The sequence below is a fragment of the Silvimonas terrae genome, assembly GCF_014202765.1.
GTDB classification, from domain to species: Bacteria; Pseudomonadota; Gammaproteobacteria; order Burkholderiales; family Chitinibacteraceae; genus Silvimonas; species Silvimonas terrae.
This window is the reverse complement of the sequence record NZ_JACHHN010000004.1, coordinates 317,279-339,530: the sequence shown is the minus strand read 5'-3', so window position 1 is coordinate 339,530 and position 22,252 is coordinate 317,279. Positions and strand designations below refer to the sequence as shown.

Here is a 22,252-nt window from a genome sequence, read left to right as displayed (position 1 = left end):
TGTCGCTACCGCTCCAAATCCACCCTACGCCCCGCAAAGCACCAACCTGAACCAGGCCCGCCACCCCGGATTCCCGCCTCCGGCTCCATCCGGGCTACGAAGTGGCCTCTGCCAGCAAAGACCACCCGAGGCAACCCACAGACCAAAACCCCGTCAACAGCGGGGCTCGCACAACCCTCAAAACGTCCTGTCACCAGGCAAAATGCCACTCCCCCGCGCTCACCGGGTCTGGCCGCCGCACGCTCAAATCCGCTGCCAGCTTCCCGTCGCCAAACTCCTGCAACACATCCTCCTTGATTGCCGCAAATTCGTAACTGCCCCGATCACGTGGGCGGGCCAGCGGGACATCGACAATGCGCTTGATGCGGCCAGGGCGTGGTTGCATCACCACAATGCGGTCGCCCAGATACACCGCCTCTTCAACGTCATGCGTCACCAGAATCATGGTGATGCCTTCTTGTTCCCAGATACGTTGCAGTTCTTGCTGCAGGTAATTGCGGGTCAGGGCGTCCAGCGCGCCAAAGGGCTCGTCCAGCAGCAAGACTTCCGGCCGGTTGACCAGCGCGCGGGCGATGGCGACGCGCTGGCCCATGCCACCAGAAAGCTGGTACGGGTAAGCGGTTTCAAACCCTTTCAGGCCCACCAGATCAATGTGTTCCTGGATGGCTTTCTTGCGTTGGGCGGGGCTTTGATCGCTGTTGAGCAAACCCAGGCCCACGTTCTGTTCCACGGTCAGCCACGGGAACAAACGGTGCTCCTGGAACACAATGCCGCGGTTCAGGCTGGTGCCGATAATGCGCTGACCATCCAGCACAATTTCGCCCTGATAGTCTTGCTCCAGACCGATGATCAGCCGCAGCAGCGTGGATTTACCGCAACCGCTGGCGCCGACAATGCTGACAAATTCACCCGGTTTGATGGAGAGCGAGATGTTTTCCAGTACCGGTTTGGGTTCGCCAGAAACCGGGTAAAGCTTGCCCAGATTACGGATATCCAGAGTGGCTGCATGTGCCATGGTTGTTTCCTTTTTGAATGTTGGGTAGAGCCGGTCAGCGGCGTTGCCAGCGCGTGAGGTAGCGCTCAAGGCCGCCAGCCAGTGCGGTAAAGCCAAAACCAATCAGGCCGACGAGGATCACGCCCAGCAACACGTTGTCCATGCGGAACTGTTCCTGGCCGTCGGTGAGCAGATTGCCAATGCCCACGCCAGCGGTCAGCAGGTATTCCGAACCCAGGGTGGCCAGCCAGGCGTAGATCAGTGCCAGGTAAATACCGCTGAAAATGGCGGGCAAGGCGGCAGGCAGGATCACGCGGCGCACCAGTTGCAGGCGGCCAAAACCCAGCACGCGGGCGACTTCCACCAGTTCTTTGGGTACGCCGCGCACGCCAGAGAGGGTGTTGATGAAGGCCGGCCAGAAGGCAGCCAGGCCAATAAAGGCCACCTTGGCCAGATCACCCAGACCAAACCACAGCGAGATCAGCGGCACCCACGCAAAGATCGACACCTGTTTGAAGGCGTTCAGCGTCGGGTTGAAGATGTTCTCGGCCAGCCGGGATAACCCCAGCAAGACGCCCAGCGTTAGCCCGGCCAGCGCGCCGGCGGCAAAACCGGCCAGATCCCGCGCCAGGCTGGCGCCCAGTTGCTGCCACAGCGTGCCGGTGCGGATCAATTCCAGGGCGGAATCGACCACCTTGCCGGGGGAGACAAACAAAGGGCTGGTGATACGGCCGCTGGCGTAGCCGGCCCACCACAAAAACACAATCAGTACGGGCAAGACCCAGCCACGCAGGGCCGGCGGGATGGCGGCGGGGTGCAGATAACGGGGCGGCGTCGTCATGGTGATCCTCCTTAAAATGCGTCACGACGCCAGCGCAGCAGGCGCTGTTCGATGAGCGATAACAGTTTGTCCAGCACAAAGCCCACGCCGCCAATGATGACCACGGCCGCCAGCACCACGTCCAGTTGGTACAACTGGCGCCCATAGACAATCAAAAAGCCCAGGCCTTCGCTGGAGGCCAAGAGTTCCACCGCCACCAGAGCCAGCCAGGCATTGGTGAGGCCGTAGCGGACGCCGTTCCAGATGCCGGGCAGCGCGCCGGGCAGGATCACGCGGGTCAGCAATTGCCAGCGGCTAAAGCCATAAATGCGCGCCACTTCCAGGTACTGCGCCGGCACGCTGCGAATGCCCTGATCGGTGTTGATGGCGACCGGCACCATGACCGCTTTGGCCACCAGCACCACTTTCAGCGCTTCTTCCATGCCCAGCAGCAAGATCAGAAACGGCAGCCAGCCCAGCACTGGCACCTGGGCAATGGCCTTGAACAGCGGGTAGACGTAATCCCGGAACAAACTGGAGAGCCCGAAGCCGATGCCCAGCAGCAAACCCAGCACTGCGCCCAGCGCAAAGCCATCAATCACCCGCCAGAAGCTCACCAGCGCATTGCGGGTCAGATCGCCGCTTTGCGCCAGTTCTGACAGCGCGGCCAGTACGGTGGCCGGGCTGGGCAGAATTTGCGGCGCCACCCACTCATTACGGGCGGCCAACGCCCACAGCAGCAGCAAACCCAGCGGAAAAACCAGCGCAATCAGCACGCGTTCGCCAACCGGCCAGCGCCACTGCCAGCGCCGGGCGGGCCGTGCTGCGACGGGTTCTGGCGCGGTCGGCAGCGGCAGCAAGGGTTGTTGGGTCAGCATGGGCTCTCCCTGCAGTCTCATTTGGCCGCCAGCTTGCGACCGTTGTTGTCCAGCGTCGGCCAGAAGCCCGTCAACTGCGCCTGTTGCAGCGCGGCGGTCAGGAACGAGCGATCTGCCCACTGTTTGACGTCCACCCGCGTGCGGGCCAGTTTCAGGCGGAACGCATCATCGGCCACGCCCTGATACAGGCTGAGGGCGTAGTCCGTCAGCAAGGGGCTCGATTGCAACAGTGCGTCTTCGCCATCCTGATCTTCATGCAGGGTTTTTTCCGGGAAGCCCATTTGCGCGACAAGGCTGATATAGGCGTTGGTATTGGCCGGATCAGCCAGCCAGCGGTTGGCCGGCAGCAGGGCTTTCAGGAGGCGCGTGGTGGTTTGCGGATATTTTCTGGCAAACTCGTCCGTCACCAGCACGCCGGAGTTGCATGCATAAGCGGCGTTTTCATGGTCGCTGAACACAATGCGCGCCAGGCCCTTGTCTTTGAGCGGCAAGATCTGCACCCAGGAAAACACCGCATCAATCGACTTGCTGGTCAGCGCGGGGGCAATGCCTTCTACGGACAGATTCACCACGCGGATATCGCGCTCGGTCAGGCCATTGGCGGCCAGAATGCGGTTGATGGGCGTCTGGATATTGGTGCCGATCGAGAACCCGACGCGTTTGCCTTTGAGGTCTTTCACGCTTTTGATCGGCGAATCCGGTGGTACGGCCAGATACACGTGCTGGCGGGTGCCAGCCAGCGCAATCAGGCGGGTATTGAGCCCGCCAGCCTTGCCTACCAGTGAAGGCAAATCTCCCTGGAAGGCAAAATCAAGCTGCTTGTTGGTAAGTGCCTCGTTCACCGCCGGGCCCGCACCGCGAAAAAACACCCAGTCGATCTTCACGTTGTCTTTTTTGAATTCTTCTTCAATCAAGCCCCGGGTGTAGGCCACACCGACCGGGCCGACGGTAAACGCCGGCGGGTTGCCGGTTTTGGGCGTAGCGACGCCCACGCGGATCACGGTGGGAGGGGTTTCGGCATACGCGCCGACGGTCACGCTGAACGCAGTCAGCGCCAGAGCGAGGCGTGCCAGCGGGCCGCGCAGGGTTTTCAGGCTGAACATGGGCAAGTCCTCAGAATAGGTAAGGGGATGAGTCAGTTAATGGGCGGGGCCGCGCCAGATCAGCAACCGGTCTTCCAGCCGCTGCGCCAGGCGGTTGAGCGCGTAGCCCGTCAGGCCAATCACCAGCATGCCGACGATGATCACATCGACGCGGAACGCCGCCCGACCGCGAATGACGGTGGCGCCAACGCCAGTGGCATCAAAGCTGGGCAGCAGGAATTCCGCGCCAATGGTCGCCAGCCAGGCGTAAATCAGCGCCAGATTCAGACCCGTGAGGATTTGCGGTGAAGCCGCCGGCAACACCAGCCGCACCAGCCGTTGCCAGCGGCTAAAGCCATAGACCTGGGCGACTTCAAACTGCGCCTTGTTGACGCTGCGAATGCCCTCATGCGTGGACAGCACCACCGGGTAAAACGCGGCCACGGCGATGAACAGCACGCGCGCCTGGTCGGTGTAACCCAGCCAGATGGAGATCAGCGGAATCCACGCAAACAGGCTGATCTGCCGCAGCGTATGAAAGGTGGGGCCCAACAAACGATCGGCCCAGCGGGACAAACCCAGCAAAACGCCAAACGCAATGCCGGCCAGGCTGCCCAGCACAAAGCCGGCCAAATCACGGGCCAGGCTGGCAGCCAGGGCATGAGCAAAGCCGTTGGCGGTGATTTCTTGCCAACCGGCTTGCAACACGGCCAGCGGACTGACGATCAATTTGGTATTCACCCAGCCAGCGCTGGCGGCCACTTGCCACAGCGCTACAAACAACAGCGGGGCGACAACACCGCGCCAGTCGTGTTGCCGACGGGAATGGGAAGCAGACATGGCGTTCTCCTTAAAATGCGTTACGACGCCAGCGTTGCAGCCGGTGCTCAAGCACGGCCAGTAGCCGGTCCAACACCACCCCAACCAGGCCGATCAGGATCATGGCGACCACCACCAGATCCAGTTGCAGCAACTGCCGCCCCCAAACCATCAGATAACCCACGCCTTCCCCGGCGGCCAGCAACTCCACAAACACCAGGGCCAGCCACGCTTGCATGACGGCCTGGCGCAAGCCATTGAAGAGGGTAGGCAGGGCGCTGGGCAGTACCACGCGGGTGATGGTTTGTGCGAGGCTGAAACGGTAAACGCGGGCGACATCCAGCAAGGGGCGCGGCACCTGGGCGATGCCTTTGGTGGTTTGCACCGTCACCGGCACGATCACGGCTAGCGAGATCGCCAGCACCTTGAGGGGCTCGCCAATGCCGACAAAGATGATCAACAGCGGAATCCAGCCAATCACCGGAAACTGCGCCACCACCTCGAACGTCGGGTACAGATAAGCACGGGCGCGGCGGGAAAAACCGAACAGTACGCCCAGCACCAGTCCGGCGCCCCCGCCCAGCAACAAACTCCAGCCCACGCGCTTGAGGCTGATGGCAAGGTTGCTGGTCAGATCGCCGCTTTGCCACAGGTCAATGAACGAGGCATACACCAGCGCAGGCGAGGGCAACAATTGCACCGGCAGCCAGTGCGCGCTGGCGGCGTGCTGCCATAAGGCCAGCAGCAGCAACGGCACAATGGCGCCGACCAGCACGTGACCGGTTTTGACCAGCACGCCGGCCAGCGGCGCAGTACGCGGCGTTGCGGCGGCAGGCGCCGGCAGGATAACGGCGGTAGAACTATCAGCAGACATGAACGCAACTCCGGTCAACGCCCGCCACCAGAACCCGGTGGCGGGCCAGGTACTGGTTGTTTCTATTTCTTGATATTGCCGTTGGCGTCGTATTCGTCCCAGTAGTGCTCAAGATGCTGTTCTTTGAGCGCTGTTTCCAGGTATTTGGGCTCAATCCAGCCATCCAGGCTGACGTCGTGGCGGATCAGCTTGTAACGCTTGGCTTCGTTCACCGATTTTTGCAGCGTGGCGCGGTAGTAGTCATCCAGCAGCGGGTTGTTGATTTCCTTGAGCTGATAGTTCTGATAGTTCTTCACAAAGTCGCCATAGCCGGTATTGCCAGACTGCGCCCATTGGTGGAACAACTTGTCGCGGTTAGCTTCATCCGCACTCCACTGCGCGGTTTTCACCAGGGCGTTCACGACGCGCTGCACGATCTGCGGATACTTTTTCTCAAAGTCCGTACTCACCCAGAAGGTGCTGACTGAAGAGATTTTGGGATCACGCGGAATGGTCAGTACACGCTTGGCAATACCGCGTGCTTCCAGATCCCATGGCGAAATAATCGTGCCATCAATGGTTTTGGTCGCCAGCGACGCCTTCTGGTTGTCGGCGTTCTGGGTCAGGATGGTGAAGTCTTTTTCAGTCAGGCCATTGGCTTCCAGTACACGATCCAGCACCAGCTGGTTGGCCGTACCCTTGAAGGTGGAGAGCGTCTTGCCCTTCAGGTCCTGGATGTTTTTGGCCTGGCTATCCACCGGGGCCACCACGTAGGTCGGGCCAAAGCGGCTCACGCCCAGGATGATGTGATGAGAAATACCGGTAGAACGGCCCACAATCAGCGGCAAGTCGCCATGAAAGGCGAAGTCCACCAGACCATTGGCGGCCTGTTCATTCACGGCCGGGCCGGCGCCGGGGAAGAACGTCCACTGCACCTTGATGCCATCGGCCTTGAACTCTTTTTCCAGCGCCGACAGATAGTTGGCCGAAGCAATAAAGTTGGTATCTCCCAACGGGCGCCCGCCAGTGCCGGCGCCCGGGTAGGCAATGCGGATCACGGTGGGTTTGTCTTCGGCATGCGCCGGTGTGGCCAGGGTCAGTGCGGCCAGGGCAAAAGTGGCCAGGGTACGCAAGAAATGCTGTTTCATGATGTGTCCTGTGGTTTGCGGTTTTTTGTTATCCGGCGGGCGCTTAGAAGCCGAACTGGAACTGCGCCAACAGCTCGGAGATATCGGACTTGGTCGCCGGGTTGGCGACGGCCGCGTTCTCGTACAGGTAGCGGTTCAAGTTGAGCTGGAACTTGGTGGTCTGGGCAAAGAACACATTCAGCCCCACCGTGGCGATGGTTGATTTGGCGCTCTTGGCAGCAGACAGATCGACGTTCGGGTTCCACTGATCCCAGCGGGCAAAGGCCTGGTAAGACTTGGGCCAGTAATCGTCATACTTGGCCTGACTCTTGGAGCTGTTGAGGAACTGCTCGCCCCACGTATAGAACGCAGTCAGCGTCTGGCTGGTGCCCTTCACGCCCGGCGTGCCCACGCCGCTGATGGCGTCTTTGTTGCGGGCCTGCACATATTCATACGTCGCGCCAAACGGGAAGTGGTTGTAGTACACGTCCACGCCGTAGAAGTGGTCGTATCCCAATGGGTTAACGGCGGTCGTGCCGTTCAACAGGCTCAGACCACCCTGGTAATAAGAGGCGCCAATCTTCAACTCGCGCAGCCAGCTGGTGTAATCCACCGGCAGGGTGTAGGTGGCGCGGGCCACGAAACCCTTGTTGTTATTGTTGTCCTGCACGTTGGGGCCGCTGCCGTTCACCACGCCGATGGCGTACTCAAACAACGGCGCGCGGTAATTGGACGAGTAATCGACGTTGGGCGAGAAATCGCCACGGGCGACGAGCCCGATCTGGCGGAAACCCAGACCCGTGCCGTTGAGGAACTGGGCGTTGTTAATGACCGGACGCAAGGATTCATCCGTCTGGATTTCCAGCCCGAATGGCAGCAATTGCTGACCCAGGGTCAGGTTGAAAATGGGGTTTTCCAGATCGCCACCGCTGGGAACGGGGCTGTAGCGCAGATAAGCATCCTGCACATTGAAATACGCATTGGCCGAAGGCGGGCTGCTTTGGGCATAACCCAGTTGCAAGCGGTAATCCAGATTGCGGCCTTCTTTGTAATCCTTGTACAGACTGCCGGAGAACGACACCAGCGCCAGTGGAATACTGAAACCGGAATTGCGCGGGCTGGATGGGGATGCCGCACCACCGCTCACGGCCGGGGTGTCCACGGCATAGCGGGTCTGGATGGTGCCGTTGATATTGGTGTTACGCAGCGTGAGCGCTTGCGCGGTGTCGTGATCGTGTTGCTGCTGATACTTGTAGTTTTCCAGGTCAGCACGCAGGCCATCAATATCCTGGCGGGTGGCGGTCTGGCTGGCCGGATCGACATCCCCCTCGGCACTGGCCGCCGGTGCTGTGGCGACGACAGCGGGCGCGGGCGTCGGTGCCGTGGCGGTTTTTTGCGCTTGCAACTGCTGCTTGAGACTGTCTACTGCGGCTTGTAGCGCCTCGATCTTTTTTTCCAGCTCTTCAGTGCTGGGTGCGGCGGCGTGGCTGGTGCCGGCCAGGGCCAGCAAGCTGGCGCCCACCACCAGTTTTTTCCGGTGTTTTTTTGATAATTGCATGCTCAGCGTATCCCTTGATCAAGTCAGTGCGGCGGTGCTGGCCGCGTAATGTTGGTGTTGTGTGCGGCTGGCCTGGCTGGCGATCACACCAGGCAAACAGCGGACTACAGTGGGCGATCAATAACTGCATGGCCTTCTCCGGATAGGCACCGCTCGGGCGGGTGGAAGCCTTATAAGCAGAGTTCGTGCCAGAGTGGATTTGTTAGAAAAATATGGAATAAGACGCACAGTCGGTGCTGACCCAGCCATCGGGGATGTGGCGAATCAAACAGTTTGTGGCGATCGGTGCAGCCTTCCCCACAGCACGGCGGCAAATCCGCTGGGCGAAAGGCGCAATGGGCGCCCTGGCGGGCTGGAATGGTCATTGCTGAGAAGGACCGACCCTTACCCGCTGGAGTATTCATGAGCCTGATTCAAGCGCGCTATGGCAGCGCACAGACCGCCACCGAACCCCTGAATGCCACGTTGCAAACACTGTTGTCCCACCGCTCTGTGCGGGCTTTTTTGCCCGCTGCGGTGACCGAGGAAACCTTGAGCGTGCTGGTGGGGGCGGCCCAGTCGGCCGCAACCTCTTCAAACCTGCAAGCCTGGAGTGTGGTGGCCGTGCGTGACCCGGCGCGCAAGCAACGGCTGGCCGCGCTGGCCGCCAATCAGGCGCATATCAAGGAAGCACCGTTATTGCTGGTCTTCCTGGCGGATTTATCCCGCCTCGAACGCACGGCAGAACGCCAGCAACAAGCCGTGGGCGGCTTGCAGTATCTGGAGTCCTTTTTGCTGGCGGCGATCGACGCCGCGCTGGCAGCGCAAAACGTGGTGGCCGCCGCCGAGTCGCTGGGACTGGGCACCGTCTACATTGGCGCTATCCGCAACCAGCCTGAAGCCGTGTCGGCCGAACTGAATCTGCCCGCCCAGGTGTTCCCGGTGTTTGGCCTGGTGGTGGGGACGCCTGACCCGGCCCGACCGGCCGCGGTCAAGCCACGCCTGCCGCAAAGCGTGGTGCTGCATCACGAACAGTACGAAAGCGCAGCGGAGGCCGCCGGGATTGCCAGCTATGACGAAATCCTCAAAGCGTTCTATGCCAGTCAGGGCCTGCCGCCCGTGCCGTGGTCGCAACACGTGCTGGCCCGCGTAAAAGATGCTGCCGCCCTCAATGGCCGCGACCGCCTCGCTGAGGCCGCCAAAACCCTGGGTTTTGGCCTCGTCTGAACACAAGGAGAACCGCATGACCAGCCTGACCCTGGATACGCCGGAACTGGCGCAACAGTACGATGAGATCAGCGATCCGCAATACGAACACGGCCAGTTTCTGCTGCAAGCGCTGGCGCTCAAACCCGGTGACACCTTGCTGGATATTGGCGCCGGCACCGGCCGCCTGAGCGAACTGGCCGCCCGGCATTATGTCGGCCCCCAAGGCCACGTGACCGGCCTGGAGCCGCTGGCACTGCGGGTAGACATTGCCCGGCAGCGCGCCTCTGCCAACCACACTGCCGAAGTGGGGCAGGGCGAAGACCTGGGCCGTTATCAAGATGGTCAGTTTGATGCGGTGGTGCTCAACAGCGTGTATCACTGGCTACCCGACAAGGCGCGCGTGCTGGCCGAGGCGTTCCGCGTGCTCAAGCCTGGCGGGCGCATTGCCATCAGCAGCGCGGCGCGGGAACGGCCGCACGACATTCAGCGCATCATCAGCCAGATTCTTGGGCAAACCGGCCTGGGACGCGGCCACGCCATTGGCAGCACGCCGTACAAAGTGAGCCTGGCCGAACTGGCAACGCAATTGGAACACGCGGGTTTTCTGGTGGATGAAATCCGTATTCGCCGCTTTGCCGACCGTTTTCCCAATACCCAGGCCGTGCTGGATTTTTCTGCCGCCAGCTCGTTTGGCAACTTTCTGAACGAGTTTTTGCCGGCAGTGCGCAGCCAGTTGCTGACCGATATTCACGCTGCGCTGGCGCAATATCGGCAGGCAGACGGGACGTTGTTGCTGTATCGCAATTTGTTGTTTGCGGTGGGGAGTAAAGCGCGGATCTGACGGGGATGCAGGGTGGATTCGGAGCGTAGCTTCGTAGCCCGGATGGAGGCTGTAGGCCGGGAATCCGGGGTGGCGGGCCTGGTTCATATTGTTGCGAGGTTGTTAGCGCCTTGCGGCGCGGGTTTGAAAAGCATTTGATACCGGCGGTGGCCGGAGCACGTCCCTTTCTTTGCTTCGCCAAAGAAAGGAACCAAAGAAAGGCGACCCCAGCCGGGCGGCCCTCCGGGCTTCCCTCAGTTGATCGGGAGCCTTGGGTCTCCCTCCACTCCTTCGGCGCTGGGCTTTTACGGGGAGGGCAAGTCAAAAGCAACCTCAACGTCAAAGGCAACGTCAACGGCACAGGTGGCATGCATCTCCACCTCGTCATTCCCCTCGGCGGGCCCCCGCGAAGGCGGGAATCCAGCGCGGCCACCGCAGGTGGCCTTTGCCGGCAGGTTCCGGCACGTAGCCCGGATGAAGGCCAAGGGCCGGGAATCCGGGGTTGCAATGCATAAAAAGAATAACGTTCATGCACGCAGGGTCGCCCCGGATTCCCGCCTTCGGCTTCATCCGGGCTACCTCCAGACTCATTCCCTAGAGGTCAAACCGCAACAGCCAGCATGGGGTCTGGCCGTTGCGGTTGTTTTCCTCTCCCCTTTGCGCCCCTCACCTCACGGTGACACAAACGTGACGGTATAGCTGAACGATTGGGCAACGCCGTTGATGAGCACGTTGCTGACGGTGACGTGGAGCGTGGTATCGGCCGGTGCGCGGTTCCAGCCGGTGCCGCTGATGTTCCAGCCGATGGTGTTGTCGGCGTAACCGGCGTCCAGTTGCCCTGCGCCAGAAAGGCTGATGGGTTGGCCGCTGTCATCGGTCATGCTCACGCTGGCCGTTGAAAAATCCGCGCCTGGGTAAGAAAACGACCATTGCATGGTGGCGGGCACAAAGAGGTGATCATCCAGCGGTAGGTAACCGGCGGGCGGCCACGCAATGCCATTGGCGGGCGTGTACGCCGGGCCATCGTTGCCCACCACCCAAAGCGCGTCGGCGCGCGGGGTGTCGCCGCTGCCAACGACCGCCAGGCGTGAATACAGCACCCAGCGCCGGTGCCCCAGCGTGGTGATGCCCTGATCAGTGATATAGAGGCGGATACCGCCTATGCCCTGGTTGAGGCTGGGGGTGCCCAGCGACAGGTCCGAACTGCCCGCCGCCGTTGCGCCCGCTGCGGAGTAACACAACCAGGTGGTGGGCGGTTCGTGGCTGAGTGCGCTGTTGGCGTCCATCATCAGCGCGGCTTGTTGGGCCTCTGCCGACAAATCCAGCGAGAGCGTCACGTCACCCGGTAGCCCGGCCATGGCGCGGTAGTAGTTCACCAGCTTGACCACGGCGTTCTTGTAGTTCAGCGGCGTGTCACCGGCATTGCATTGGCTGACGTTGCCAGTCCAGGAAAATGGCGTGGCCTGCAGCGTCAGAAAGTCGTTGTAATAGTGCGCCATCACTTCGGCACGGTTGCTGGTGTTAATGGGGCCAAAAGCGGTGCTGATGACGGGGGTGGCCGCGCTTTCGCTGCTGTTGCTGCTGGCACTGGGCTGCGTATCGCCGCCACCGCCCCCACAGGCGCTCAACGCGCTACAGATAAGCCACAGTGCTGCCACGCGTCGGAGATCAGGCAGAAAAGGCTGCGCCACAATCACCTCCATCATCTTATTGTCATTTTTTTATGGTAGAGGCGCGGTGCGCGGCGGCGATTCAGGGCGATTGCCGGTCTGCCCGTCAGGAGGTGAAACGCGCTGCCAGGCTGACAAGGGCGCGCGTCCGCAGTAGCAGCCAACGGCCTTTGCTGCGGCTGGTGTCAGTTTGAGTCGCCAATCCAGCGCGCAAAAAACGCCGCTGAAAGCTTACGACTGTCGGATGCGTATTGAAAAAGCGCTTGGCAGGGTCTGTTCTTGATGCTGGTTTTCCCGCTTGTTTTCAAACACCTGTCCGGCTTTGCGCACGCCTGGCATTAAAAAATGTGGCTGCGCCTTGCTTTATCGGCTTGCCTGTTTACTCTCATATCTGAGTGCCGAACAAAATTACAAAACCATGATGCGCTGATCATGAATGTCTCCTTCACTTACTGAATATGAAATATTAGTGACCGGGTCTGGTTCTCCAGACCATCGAGGGAGAAGGCGTGTCATCGCTCGGGCTTGTGTCCGGTCTTGATGGCAAGGGGAGTGCGGTGAAACAACAGCAAATCGCCTGGGCGGTACTGGGTTTTTTCAATCTGCTGCTGGCCAGTGTGCTGGCAGGCGTCTGGTGGCAAGGTCTGTTGCTGGGCCTGGTGGTCGCGGCGATTGGCGGCTGGCTGGTCATGCAATCGGGCCAGCGCACCGCGTCTCTTGATGTCCACGTCGCGGACGTCAGTGCGGCGGTTGAACCTGTGGCCGCCAAGTACGTGCGCTTGCCAGAACTGGTGACCGGCGTGGTGCCCTTGTGGGGCCGCAATATCGAGCTGGCGCGCAGCCAGACGCGGGATGCGGTCGACAATCTGGTGGTGCGCTTTGGTGGCATCAACCAGCAATTAGGTCAGGCAGTCGGGCTGGCGGCGTCGGGCAGTGGCGGCAATATGCTGCACATGATCGATGATGCCCGCAGTCAGCTGGACGGCATCATTGCCGCCTTGCAGGAGGTCTTGCAGGCGCGCGAAACCCTCCTGAAAGAAATCGAAGGTCTGGGCCAGTTCAACGCGGAATTGCAGCGTATGGCCGCAGACGTTGCGCACATTGCCGGGCAGACCAATTTGCTGGCGCTCAATGCCGCGATTGAAGCCGCCCGCGCCGGTGAAGCCGGGCGCGGCTTTGCCGTGGTGGCCGATGAGGTACGCAAGCTCTCCAATATGTCGGGCGAGACCGGCAAACGTATTGCCACCAAGATCGAATCGATCAATCACACCATTGAGTCTGCGCTCAATGCCGCCAGCGATATCTCCAGAGAAGAAGCCCGCATGATCGAGCACAGCCAGGGCGTGATCAGTGGCGTGGTGGAGAACTTCCAGCAGGCCGCAGGCCAGTTGGCCGATACGGTGGGGCAACTGGAACAGGAAAGTCGCGCGGTCGAGCATGAAGTCCAGCAGGTGCTGGTCAATCTGCAATTCCAGGATCGCATCAGCCAGATTCTGGAACACGTGAAACTGGATATGGAAAAACTGGCGGGCTTGCTGGAGTCGCGCCAGGCCTTGCCGGATGAACGCACCTGGTTTGCCGATCTGGAACGCAGCTATACCACGCTGGAACAGCGTTACGCACATCAAGGGCAAGGCGGCGCCCCGGTGGCGGCGGCCCCGTCCGGTGGCATTGAATTTTTCTGAGAACCCGTTCGGGCGCTGCGCCCGTCAAGGAGTTGTGCATGGCGAAGACCATCCTGATCGTGGACGACTCGTTCAGCTTGCGCCAGACCCTCGGGATTGCCCTCAAAAGCGCCGGTTACGATGTGGTCGAGGCGGTGGACGGCAAAGATGCCCTCAGCAAGCTTGATGGCCGCAAGTTCAACCTGATCATCTCTGACGTGAACATGCCCAATATGGATGGCATCAGCTTTGTCAAAGCGGCCAAGCTGTTACCGGCCTACAAATTCACCCCCATCATCATGCTGACCACGGAAGGTGACGAAGCCAAAAAGGCAGAAGGCCGTGCCGCCGGCGTGCGCGCCTGGGTGATCAAACCGTTCCAGCCGCCGGTGCTGCTGGATGCCGTCTCCAAACTGATCATGGCATAAGGGCCCCGATCCATGGACGAGCCAGATGCCGATACCCCGCCAGAGTCTGCCCGGCCGCACAAACTGGGCGGTGATATCACGATTTTTCGGGCCACCGAACTCAAAGATGACCTGATGCAGGCGCTGGCCGTGGCCGACCAGTATCTGGATCTGGATCTGGCCGATGTGCAAGAGATTGACACCGCCGGGGTGCAGTTGTTGCTCTCTACCCAGCTTGAAGCCGCCGTACAGCAAAAACCGCTGCGTTGCCTTAACCCCAGCCCGCAACTGGTGGCCGTGCTGGCCATGCTCAACCTGACTGACCGGCTGCTGGCCGGCGACGGAGCCTGACATGGATATGGACATGGCCCGTGACGCGCTGGTGCAAGAAGCGCGTGAACTGCTGGACGCCATGGAAGCGGCGTTATTGCAGATCGAGGCATCCGGGGCCGATTCTGAGGCCATCAACGCCATTTTCCGCGCTGCGCACACCATCAAGGGCTCGGCCGGGCTGTTTGCCTTCAACCGTATTGTCAGCTTCACCCATATTGTGGAAAGCGTGCTGGACCGCGTGCGTACCGGCAAATTGCCGATCGACGCGCCCATGCTGTCCTTGCTGCTCAACTGTGGCGACTACATTGCGCAACTGGTGGATGCCATTGCCGCCCGGGTCGAAGAAGTTGAGCCCGATCCGGCCCGCCGCGCCGAGCTGGAAGAACAACTGAACCAGTTACTGGGCGAACCGGCGCAAACCCATGCCGCACCGGCACCTGCTCCGGTAGCCAGCGCGATTCCGGCAGCGCAGACCAGCGTGGTCGAAGACCCGGTCAACAGCCCGTACTGGCATCTGTCATTGCGCTTCTTGCCAGATGTCTTGCGCATGGGGCTGGACCCGCTCTCTTTCCTGCAATACCTCGGCAACGTCGGCACGCTGCTCAATTTGCGCACCCTGCCGGAAGGCCTGCCCCCGCTGGCACAACTAGACCCGGAACAAGCTTATCTGGGGTTTGAGCTGGATTTACAGTCGGAAGAAGATCGGGCTGCCATTGATGGCGTGTTCGACTTTATCCGGGATGACGCCAGCATTGTGATCCTGTCGCCGCATGCGCCCATGCATGAGTACCGCACGCTGCTGGCGCTGCGCCCCGACCCGCAAATGCTGGCCGAAGTACTGGCCCAGGGCACGCTCACGGCGGACGAAGCCGCACGCGCCTTGCTGCCGCCGGAAGAAACCGTCGAATCCGTGCCCGTTAACGCGCCGGTGGTGATGACAGAAACTGCGGCCAAAGCCCCTGCCGCCCGCCAGGGGGAGGACAAAAAGGGGGGCTATGAACAGAAATTCATCAAGGTTGAGGTCTCCAAACTGGATCTGCTGATTGATCTGGTGGGCGAGCTGGTCATTGCCGGCGCAGGCGCCAGCCTGATTGCCAACCGGCGCAAGGATTCGCAGTTTGAAGAGGCCGTGCAATCCATTGCCGAACTGGTGGAGCACATCCGTGATGCCGCGCTGAACCTGCGCATGGTGCCGATTGGTGAGGTCTTTCAGCGCTTTCCGCGGGTGGTGCGGGATATCTCGCATGAGCTGGGTAAAGAGATTGATCTGGTGGTCACCGGCGCGGATACGGAACTCGACAAAAGCATGGTCGAGCGTTTGTCTGATCCGCTGATGCACATTGTGCGCAATGCCATGGACCATGGCATTGAAGCGACCGAGGCCCGGCTGGCCGCCGGCAAGCCTGCGGCCGGCACCTTGCGGCTCAACGCCTTTCATGAATCCGGCAGCATTGTGATTGAGGTCTCTGACGATGGCCGGGGGCTGAACAAGGCGCGCATTCTGGCCAAGGCCATCGAGCGCGGGCTGGTCACTGCGGAGCAATCGCTGGCGGAACATGAAGTGTTCCGGCTGATCTTCGAGGCGGGTTTTTCCACGGCCGAACAAGTCACCAATCTGTCTGGCCGGGGCGTCGGCATGGATGTGGTGAAGAAGAACATTGAGTCTTTGCGCGGCGAAGTGGAAATGCTCAGCACCGAAGGCGCGGGCACCACCGTGCGCATCCGGCTGCCGCTGACGCTGGCGATTATTGATGGCTTCCAGGTCATGGTGAACGAATCCATCTTTGTGATCCCGCTGGATCTGGTGATCGAGTGTATTGATCTGGCGGGTCTGGATGGTCATCACGACATTGTGAAACTGCGCGGCGAGCCGCTGCCGTTTATTCGTCTGCGGGAACTGTTTGAATTGCCCAGGCTGGAGCACGGCCGGGAGAGCCTCGTGGTGGTGCAGTTTGGCCAGCAGCGTGCCGGGCTGGTGGTTGACCGGTTGCTGGGCGAGTTCCAGGCGGTGATCAAACCCTTGGGCGAACTCTTTAGCCGTATCAAAAGCATTAGTGGTTCCACCATTCTGGGCGACGGCAAGGTGGCGCTGATTCTGGATGTCGCCAATCTGGTGCATCAGGCCGTGCAACAACAGGCCGCACCGCAAAACAGCAAGGCGGCAGGCAGCCTTGCCTCACCACAAAAAAGCAATGGATGAAGCAGGAGCATACCAATGAACGCGTTCAACCAGATGCGGCTGGGCACCAAGCTCCTGGCCGGATTTATTATTGTGGCCTTGTTTACCTTGCTGATTGGCGTGTTTGCGCTGATCAACATCAGCCGGGTGGGAGCGGCGGGCACGGCCATTTATACGGAAAACCTGCTGGCGATTGCTAACCAGGCCCGCGCCTCCATTGCGCTGGGTGCGGTATCCCGCACGCTGGTGCGGGCGATGACGCAGTCCGAGAAACTCGATGACATGAAGGCCACGCTCGGTCGTCTGCAAGGTTATGAGGACATGTACAACAAGTACTGGCCGCTTTATATGCAGACCGCGCCCAGTGAAAACGAGTCACACCTGCGCGAGCAGATCAAACCGCTGATCACCGAGTTCCTGGCCACCACGGACAAGGCGCAGAAGCTGCTCTCGGACGATCACATTGATGAAGCGCGCCCGCTGATCAACAGCGATCTGCGCACGCAGTACAACAAGATCGACAGCATCATGGCGGATATTGCCGAAGACAATATCAAGCAGGCCGACCAGGCCAATGCCTCGAACGAGGCCATGGTCGCCAACGTGCGCAACGTGACCATCGTGATCGTGATCGTGGCGTTTTTGCTCTCCATTGTCATGGGCATCATGCTGGCGCGCATGGTCACCAAACAGGTCGGCGGCGAACCCGCAGAAGCCGTGGATATCTTGCAGCGCGTGGCCGATGGGGACCTGACCGTGCGTATCCAGCTACGGCCAGGAGATCGCAACTCCATGCTGTTCAGCATTGACCAGATGGTGCAAAAGCTGACCGGGGTGATGACGGATGTCTCCAGTTCGGCCAGCGCGCTGGCCTCGGCCTCGGAAGAAATCTCCGCCTCCGCCCAGGCGCTCAGTCAAAACGCCTCGGAACAAGCCGCCAACGTGGAAGAAACCAGCGCGGCGGTGGAAGAAATCACCTCCACTGTCTCGCAAAACTCGGAAAACGCCAGGGTGACCGACGGCATGGCGACCAAATCCGCCAGTGATGCGGGTGAGGGCGGCGATGCGGTCAAACAGACCGTCCAGGCCATGCAACAGATTGCTGGCAAGATCGGCATCATTGACGACATTGCTTACCAGACCAACCTGCTGGCGCTGAACGCAGCCATTGAAGCGGCCCGCGCCGGAGAACACGGCAAGGGCTTTGCGGTGGTGGCAGCCGAAGTACGCAAGCTGGCCGAACGCTCGCAAGTGGCGGCGCAAGAGATCAGTTCGGTGGCGGCCAACAGCGTGATGATGGCCGAACGCGCCGGTAGCTTGCTGGATCAAATGGTGCCCGCCATCCGCAAGACGGCCGATCTGGTGCAAGAGATTTCTGCCGCCTCCCGCGAGCAAGCCAGCGGGCTGGACCAGATCAACACGGCGGTCTCGCAACTGGCGCAGACCACGCAGATGAATGCCTCGGCCTCGGAAGAGTTGTCGTCCACCTCTGAGGAGATGAGTGCGCAAGCCATCCAGCTGCAAGAGTTGATCCGCTTTTTCCGGGTGGATGAAGGTGGTGGTGCACGCCCGGCGGCACGCCGCGCCGCGGCTGGTCCGCGCGCGGCAGCACGCGGCAACGACGCGGTGGATGAATCCGCCTTTACCCGGTTTTGATGGAGTACGCGCATGACCAGCCGCACCGGCAGCACAGCGGCAGCCGCGGATGCCGTGCAGTACCTGACGTTTTCTCTGGACGGCGAGCTGTTTGCAGTGCCAATCGAACATATCCGCGAAATCATCGAGTTCGGCGGGCTGACGGCCGTACCGCTGACGCCGCAGTTTTTGCGCGGCGTGATCAACCTGCGCGGCGCAGTGGTCCCGGTGGTGGACCTGGGCGCGCGCTTTGGGCGCAGCGGCACCACCATTGGCCGGCGTACCTGCATTGTGATTCTGGAAGTCGAAGCGGCTGAACGCATGCTGCCGGTCGGAATACTGGTCGATACCGTCAACGAGGTGCTGACCACTGACCGCAGCCAGATCGAACCACGCCCGCCCTTTGGTGCGCGTATCCGTGCGGATTTCATGAGCGGCATGCTGAGCCAGGGCGAGCGTTTTGTGATTGTGCTGGATGTCGGGCAAGTGTTGTCGGTTGAAGAAATGGGCGGGCTGATTGGCCTCGCGGTGGAAGAACACGCGGCCTGAGGCCCACTTCACAGGAGTGCGTCATGACCAGCAGTATTGCGCCCGGCGCCAGCCCGGCGATCAGCCAGCAGTTTCTGACGTTTTCGCTGGCAAGCGAGCTGTTTGCGATCCCGATCGAACATATCCGCGAAATCATCGAGTTTGGCGGACTGACGCAAATCCCGCTTATGCCGGTGTTTTTGCGCGGCGTGATCAACCTGCGCGGCGCGGTGGTGCCGGTGGTGGATCTGGCCGCACGCTTTGGCCGGGCCGCCACGGAAGTGGGCCGGCGCACCTGCGTGGTGATCCTGGAAGTGACGCAGGATGAACGCGTATTGCCGCTGGGCGTGCTGGTCGATGCCGTGAACGAGGTCATTACCGTGGAAGCCGACCAGATTGAACCGACGCCGGAATTTGGCGCGCGACTACGGGCGGAGTTCATCCTGGGCATGCTGCGCTTGTCTGAGCGCTTTGTGATTGCGCTGGATATCCAGAAAGTATTGTCGGTAGAAGAAATGACCCAACTGGCCGTGACCGAAGAACTTGAACCTGAGCTTGCCGCCACGCTGGCGGTGACGGATCAGGGTTTTTAAGCACAGAGAAGCGGGTTGGGTGCGTAGTTGGTGTTGATGTTGATGTTGGGTTTTCGGTTTTGCCGTTGCCGTTGACTTACCTCCCCCTGGCAAGGACTTTTCCGATTGAGGGAGGGAGACCTTAGGCTCCCGACTGATTGAGGGAAGCCCGGAGGGCAAAAGTCCGGGGGTCGCCTTTCTTTTGGTTACTTTTCTTTGGCGAAGCAAAGAAAAGTAACGTGCTCCGGCCACCGCCGGGTTGCAAACACCGCGCCACAGGCGCTAACAGGTTTAAAGGTTTTCAGCTTCAGCCAGCAAAGGCCCCCTGCGGCGGCCAGGCTGGATTCCGGCTCAAGGCCGGAATGACGACTCAGTGGAGAAGGCCAATTGATGCAAACACCGCGCCACAGGCGCTAACAGGTTTAAAGGTTCGCAGCTTCGGCCAGCAAAGGCCCCCTGCGGTAGCCAGGCTGGATTCCGGCTCAAGGCCGGAATGACGAGTCGGTGGATAAGGCGAATTTCTGTGGCCCAGGCAATCATTGCCACTGGATTCCCGTCTGTGCCGGAATGACAACTTCGGTGACTAAAAGCCCCCTGCGGCTCAAGCAAACAGAAAAGAGGCCCCCTTGATCATGGCCGGAACCGCCCCCGCGCCGCCCCCCGTCAGTAACGAGGAAATGCGGCTGTTTCAGCAACTGTTCTACCAGCAGATCGGCATGCATTTGCCCGAATCCAAACGGGCGTTATTGTCCAGCCGTCTGTCCCGGCGGCTGGTGGCGTTGGGGTTGCCCAATTTCCGGGCCTACCATGATCTGATTGCCGCACCGGGCGAGCGGGAAGAACGACAGCGCGCCATTGACCTGATTACGACCAACGAGACCTTTTTCTTTCGGGAGATTGGCCACTTTGCCTTTCTAAGCCAGAAGGTGTTGCCATCATTTAGCCGCACCGACACCTTGCGCATCTGGAGCGCCGCCAGTTCGACCGGTGAGGAAGCGTATTCCATTGCCATGTTGCTGGATAACGAACGCCACGATGCACCGTGGGAGATTGTCGGCTCTGATATCAGCCAGCGTGTGCTCGATAGCGCGCGGCAGGGTGTTTACCCCATGGTGCGGGGCGAAAACATCCCGCCTGCCGATTTGAAGAAACATTGTTTACGTGGCACGGGTCAATATGAGGGTCAGTTTCTGGTCGGCAAGCATCTGCGACAACGTGTGGAGTTCACGCAAATGAACCTGACCGCTTTGCCGGCCCGGCTCAAACCGTTTGATGTGGTGTTTTTGCGCAACGTGATTATCTATTTTGATGCACCCACCAAGGCCCGCGTACTGGCCAACGTGACGCATTTTGTAAAACCGGGCGGCTATCTGCTGGTAGGCCATTCCGAGTCTTTGCATGGCATCCAGTTGCCTTTGCAGATGATCTCGCCCTCCGTTTATCGCAAGCTTTAGAGTCTTTTACGGTGTCAGAACGCATTTTTGTAAACCCCGGCGAAATCTACTTCGGGCAGGGCGATGAACGTATCGAAACCCTGTTGGGTTCTTGTGTGGCGATCACTTTCTGGCACCCGGTCAAACGCTTGGGTGGCATGTGTCATTTTCTGCTGCCCAACCGTATCCACGGCAAGGTGCCGGTTTACACCGGCGACGGTCGGTATGGCGACGAAGCGCTGCAATACATGATTGAAGAAGTGGCCGCGCGGCGTACCCCGTTGCGGGATTACCAGGTCAAGGTATTTGGCGGCGGCCGTATTTTTGTCAATGAACGTTCAGGCGCCACCATCGGCGAGGCCAACGCCCGCTTTGCCTTGTCTGCCTTGCGTGAAATTGATTTACCCATTGCCGGCCAGGACGTGGCGGGCGAGGGCTACCGTTATCTGCGTTTTGATCTGGCGACAGGGGATGTCTGGGTGCGCCGTGGACGAGGCCTGCCGGCCGCGACCCCGGGGCGTGAGCCGGTCAAACCCGCAGGAGGCTTTCGATGACGATCAAGGTAATGATTGTGGACGACTCATCCATCATGCGCCAGGTGGTGCAGGAGGTGTTGTCCAAGCATGCGGATATCGAGGTCATCGGCGCGGCGCCAGACCCCTTGTTTGCCATGACGCGCATGAAGCTAAAGTGGCCGGATGTGCTGCTGCTGGATATCGAAATGCCACGCATGGATGGCATTACCTTTCTGAAACAGATCATGGCCGAGCACCCGACCCCGGTGGTGATCTGTTCCACGCTCACGCAAAAGGGCGCGGATATCACCATGGAAGCGCTGGCGGCGGGCGCGGTCAGCGTCATCACCAAGCCGACGTTGGGCCTGCGCGACTTTTTGCAAGACAGCTCCAACGATCTGGTCAGCGCCATCCGCGCCGCCTCCCGCGCGCGGGTGTCCAATCTGCGGACGCTCTCGTCGCCGCGTCCGCCGGTCTCCAGTTCGACCCCTTCGGCGGGTTCTTCCACGGCGGCCAGCGTGCGCGAGCGCATGGAGGGCGGCAAACAGTCGGCCGACGTCATCCTCAACGCGCCCACCTCCAACGCCTTTTTGCCGACCACCGAGAAAATTGTGGCGCTGGGCACCAGCACGGGCGGCACCCAGGCGCTGGAAGTGATCCTGACCGCCTTGCCCCGCAATATCCCCGGCGTGGTGGTGGTGCAGCACATGCCGGAGAAATTCACCAAAAGCTTCGCTGACCGCCTCAACAATATGTGCGAGGTGGATGTCATGGAAGCCAGTCACAACGATCGCATTGTGCCCGGGCGGGTGCTGATTGCGCCGGGTGGCAAGCATATGGTGGTCAAGCGTAGCGGTGCGCAATATCACGTGGATGTGGTCGATGGCCCGCTGGTCAGCCGGCACCGGCCCAGTGTGGACGTGTTGTTCCGTTCGGTGGCCAAGGCTGCCGGGCGCAACGCCGTGGGTTTCATCATGACCGGCATGGGCGACGACGGCGCGCAGGGCCTCAAGGAAATGCACGATACCGGCGCGGTGACCTACGCCCAGGATGAAGCCAGTTGTGTAGTGTTTGGCATGCCCAAAGAGGCCATTGAACTGGGCGGCGTGAATGAAGTGGTGGGGCTGGACCGCATTGCCGGGCTGATCCAGCGTGTGGGCAAGTAGAGAGGCGCAAC

The 22,252-nt window shown here is 60.7% G+C and carries 21 protein-coding genes; 12 read left to right on the top strand and 9 right to left on the bottom strand.

Annotated features, from left to right (window positions below; genetic code table 11):
* Positions 1 to 190 precede the first annotated feature (190 nt).
* From HNQ50_RS11645 to HNQ50_RS11610, 8 genes are all read right to left on the bottom strand, one after another.
* Positions 191 to 1,015, bottom strand: a complete 825-nt coding sequence (locus HNQ50_RS11645) for an ABC transporter ATP-binding protein (RefSeq protein WP_184100855.1) — start codon at positions 1,013 to 1,015, stop codon at positions 191 to 193.
* 34 nt (positions 1,016 to 1,049) lie between these two features.
* The gene (locus tag HNQ50_RS11640; protein WP_184100853.1) at positions 1,050 to 1,835 is read right to left on the bottom strand and encodes an ABC transporter permease; all 786 of its coding nucleotides are present in this window, start codon (positions 1,833 to 1,835) and stop codon (positions 1,050 to 1,052) included.
* An 11-nt stretch (positions 1,836 to 1,846) separates the two neighbouring features.
* Positions 1,847 to 2,692, bottom strand: a complete 846-nt coding sequence (locus HNQ50_RS11635; RefSeq protein ID WP_184100851.1) for an ABC transporter permease — start codon at positions 2,690 to 2,692, stop codon at positions 1,847 to 1,849.
* Positions 2,693 to 2,709: 17 nt separating this feature from the next.
* Entirely contained in the window at positions 2,710 to 3,795 is a 1,086-nt protein-coding gene (locus HNQ50_RS11630) for an ABC transporter substrate-binding protein (protein WP_184100849.1), read from the bottom strand.
* Positions 3,796 to 3,831: 36 nt separating this feature from the next.
* Positions 3,832 to 4,614 (bottom strand): ABC transporter permease, encoded by a 783-nt coding sequence (locus HNQ50_RS11625; RefSeq protein ID WP_184100847.1) that lies wholly within the window; start codon positions 4,612 to 4,614, stop codon positions 3,832 to 3,834.
* A 10-nt stretch (positions 4,615 to 4,624) separates the two neighbouring features.
* A complete protein-coding gene (locus HNQ50_RS11620) occupies positions 4,625 to 5,467 on the bottom strand; it encodes an ABC transporter permease (RefSeq protein ID WP_184100845.1) in 843 nt (280 codons plus the stop codon).
* A gap of 62 nt (positions 5,468 to 5,529) precedes the next feature.
* A complete protein-coding gene (locus HNQ50_RS11615; protein WP_184100843.1) occupies positions 5,530 to 6,594 on the bottom strand; it encodes an ABC transporter substrate-binding protein in 1,065 nt (354 codons plus the stop codon).
* A gap of 43 nt (positions 6,595 to 6,637) precedes the next feature.
* On the bottom strand, positions 6,638 to 8,131 hold the full coding sequence (locus tag HNQ50_RS11610; RefSeq protein ID WP_184100841.1) for a putative porin: 1,494 nt from the start codon (positions 8,129 to 8,131) through the stop codon (positions 6,638 to 6,640).
* Positions 8,132 to 8,533: 402 nt separating this feature from the next.
* Here HNQ50_RS11610 and HNQ50_RS11605 point away from each other — a divergent pair, with 402 nt between their 5' ends.
* Complete coding sequence (locus HNQ50_RS11605) at positions 8,534 to 9,337, top strand: NADPH-dependent oxidoreductase (RefSeq protein ID WP_221303140.1); 804 nt, start codon at positions 8,534 to 8,536, stop codon at positions 9,335 to 9,337.
* Positions 9,338 to 9,353: 16 nt separating this feature from the next.
* Positions 9,354 to 10,160, top strand: coding sequence for a class I SAM-dependent methyltransferase (locus tag HNQ50_RS11600; protein ID WP_184100837.1), 807 nt, complete (start codon positions 9,354 to 9,356; stop codon positions 10,158 to 10,160).
* 650 nt (positions 10,161 to 10,810) lie between these two features.
* Here HNQ50_RS11600 and HNQ50_RS11595 read toward each other — a convergent pair.
* The gene (locus HNQ50_RS11595; protein WP_184100835.1) at positions 10,811 to 11,845 is read right to left on the bottom strand and encodes a CAP domain-containing protein; all 1,035 of its coding nucleotides are present in this window, start codon (positions 11,843 to 11,845) and stop codon (positions 10,811 to 10,813) included.
* A 473-nt stretch (positions 11,846 to 12,318) separates the two neighbouring features.
* On the opposite strand from HNQ50_RS11595, the gene HNQ50_RS22485 reads away from it, so the two are divergent.
* The 10 genes from HNQ50_RS22485 (at position 12,319) to HNQ50_RS11545 (ending at position 22,241) form a co-directional block, all read left to right on the top strand.
* The gene (locus HNQ50_RS22485) at positions 12,319 to 13,494 is read left to right on the top strand and encodes a methyl-accepting chemotaxis protein (RefSeq protein ID WP_308419156.1); all 1,176 of its coding nucleotides are present in this window, start codon (positions 12,319 to 12,321) and stop codon (positions 13,492 to 13,494) included.
* Positions 13,495 to 13,532: 38 nt separating this feature from the next.
* Complete coding sequence (locus HNQ50_RS11585) at positions 13,533 to 13,901, top strand: response regulator (RefSeq protein ID WP_184100833.1); 369 nt, start codon at positions 13,533 to 13,535, stop codon at positions 13,899 to 13,901.
* A 12-nt stretch (positions 13,902 to 13,913) separates the two neighbouring features.
* The gene (locus HNQ50_RS11580; RefSeq protein ID WP_184100831.1) at positions 13,914 to 14,231 is read left to right on the top strand and encodes an STAS domain-containing protein; all 318 of its coding nucleotides are present in this window, start codon (positions 13,914 to 13,916) and stop codon (positions 14,229 to 14,231) included.
* A gap of 1 nt (position 14,232) precedes the next feature.
* Positions 14,233 to 16,413 carry a chemotaxis protein CheA gene (locus HNQ50_RS11575; RefSeq protein ID WP_184100829.1) on the top strand — a complete coding sequence of 727 codons (2,181 nt, stop codon included), beginning with the start codon at positions 14,233 to 14,235 and terminating at the stop codon, positions 16,411 to 16,413.
* A 15-nt stretch (positions 16,414 to 16,428) separates the two neighbouring features.
* On the top strand, positions 16,429 to 18,048 hold the full coding sequence (locus tag HNQ50_RS11570; RefSeq protein WP_184100827.1) for a methyl-accepting chemotaxis protein: 1,620 nt from the start codon (positions 16,429 to 16,431) through the stop codon (positions 18,046 to 18,048).
* A 12-nt stretch (positions 18,049 to 18,060) separates the two neighbouring features.
* Positions 18,061 to 18,576: a chemotaxis protein CheW gene (locus tag HNQ50_RS11565; protein ID WP_184100825.1), complete on the top strand. Its 516-nt coding sequence runs from the start codon at positions 18,061 to 18,063 to the stop codon at positions 18,574 to 18,576.
* 23 nt (positions 18,577 to 18,599) lie between these two features.
* Positions 18,600 to 19,148 carry a chemotaxis protein CheW gene (locus HNQ50_RS11560; RefSeq protein WP_184100823.1) on the top strand — a complete coding sequence of 183 codons (549 nt, stop codon included), beginning with the start codon at positions 18,600 to 18,602 and terminating at the stop codon, positions 19,146 to 19,148.
* A 611-nt stretch (positions 19,149 to 19,759) separates the two neighbouring features.
* Positions 19,760 to 20,581 carry a CheR family methyltransferase gene (locus tag HNQ50_RS11555; RefSeq protein ID WP_184100821.1) on the top strand — a complete coding sequence of 274 codons (822 nt, stop codon included), beginning with the start codon at positions 19,760 to 19,762 and terminating at the stop codon, positions 20,579 to 20,581.
* 11 nt (positions 20,582 to 20,592) lie between these two features.
* Positions 20,593 to 21,114: a chemotaxis protein CheD gene (locus HNQ50_RS11550; RefSeq protein WP_184100819.1), complete on the top strand. Its 522-nt coding sequence runs from the start codon at positions 20,593 to 20,595 to the stop codon at positions 21,112 to 21,114.
* On the top strand, positions 21,111 to 22,241 hold the full coding sequence (locus HNQ50_RS11545; RefSeq protein WP_184100817.1) for a protein-glutamate methylesterase/protein-glutamine glutaminase: 1,131 nt from the start codon (positions 21,111 to 21,113) through the stop codon (positions 22,239 to 22,241). Before HNQ50_RS11550 ends, HNQ50_RS11545 begins: the two co-directional genes overlap by 4 nt.
* The last annotated feature ends 11 nt before the right edge of the window (positions 22,242 to 22,252 follow it).

Bases quoted from the DNA above. Each gene is read 5' to 3' on its own strand.
- HNQ50_RS11645 (WP_184100855.1), bottom strand. From the start codon at position 1,015: ATGGCACATGCAGCCACTCTGGATATCCGTAATCTGGGCAAGCTTTAC.
- HNQ50_RS11640 (WP_184100853.1), bottom strand. From the start codon at position 1,835: ATGACGACGCCGCCCCGTTATCTGCACCCCGCCGCCATCCCGCCGGCC.
- HNQ50_RS11635 (WP_184100851.1), bottom strand. From the start codon at position 2,692: ATGCTGACCCAACAACCCTTGCTGCCGCTGCCGACCGCGCCAGAACCC.
- HNQ50_RS11630 (WP_184100849.1), bottom strand. From the start codon at position 3,795: ATGTTCAGCCTGAAAACCCTGCGCGGCCCGCTGGCACGCCTCGCTCTG.
- HNQ50_RS11625 (WP_184100847.1), bottom strand. From the start codon at position 4,614: ATGTCTGCTTCCCATTCCCGTCGGCAACACGACTGGCGCGGTGTTGTC.
- HNQ50_RS11620 (WP_184100845.1), bottom strand. From the start codon at position 5,467: ATGTCTGCTGATAGTTCTACCGCCGTTATCCTGCCGGCGCCTGCCGCC.
- HNQ50_RS11615 (WP_184100843.1), bottom strand. From the start codon at position 6,594: ATGAAACAGCATTTCTTGCGTACCCTGGCCACTTTTGCCCTGGCCGCA.
- HNQ50_RS11610 (WP_184100841.1), bottom strand. From the start codon at position 8,131: ATGCAATTATCAAAAAAACACCGGAAAAAACTGGTGGTGGGCGCCAGC.
- HNQ50_RS11605 (WP_221303140.1), top strand. From the start codon at position 8,534: ATGAGCCTGATTCAAGCGCGCTATGGCAGCGCACAGACCGCCACCGAA.
- HNQ50_RS11600 (WP_184100837.1), top strand. From the start codon at position 9,354: ATGACCAGCCTGACCCTGGATACGCCGGAACTGGCGCAACAGTACGAT.
- HNQ50_RS11595 (WP_184100835.1), bottom strand. From the start codon at position 11,845: ATGATGGAGGTGATTGTGGCGCAGCCTTTTCTGCCTGATCTCCGACGC.
- HNQ50_RS11585 (WP_184100833.1), top strand. From the start codon at position 13,533: ATGGCGAAGACCATCCTGATCGTGGACGACTCGTTCAGCTTGCGCCAG.
- HNQ50_RS11580 (WP_184100831.1), top strand. From the start codon at position 13,914: ATGGACGAGCCAGATGCCGATACCCCGCCAGAGTCTGCCCGGCCGCAC.
- HNQ50_RS11575 (WP_184100829.1), top strand. From the start codon at position 14,233: ATGGATATGGACATGGCCCGTGACGCGCTGGTGCAAGAAGCGCGTGAA.
- HNQ50_RS11570 (WP_184100827.1), top strand. From the start codon at position 16,429: ATGAACGCGTTCAACCAGATGCGGCTGGGCACCAAGCTCCTGGCCGGA.
- HNQ50_RS11565 (WP_184100825.1), top strand. From the start codon at position 18,061: ATGACCAGCCGCACCGGCAGCACAGCGGCAGCCGCGGATGCCGTGCAG.
- HNQ50_RS11560 (WP_184100823.1), top strand. From the start codon at position 18,600: ATGACCAGCAGTATTGCGCCCGGCGCCAGCCCGGCGATCAGCCAGCAG.
- HNQ50_RS11555 (WP_184100821.1), top strand. From the start codon at position 19,760: ATGGCCGGAACCGCCCCCGCGCCGCCCCCCGTCAGTAACGAGGAAATG.
- HNQ50_RS11545 (WP_184100817.1), top strand. From the start codon at position 21,111: ATGACGATCAAGGTAATGATTGTGGACGACTCATCCATCATGCGCCAG.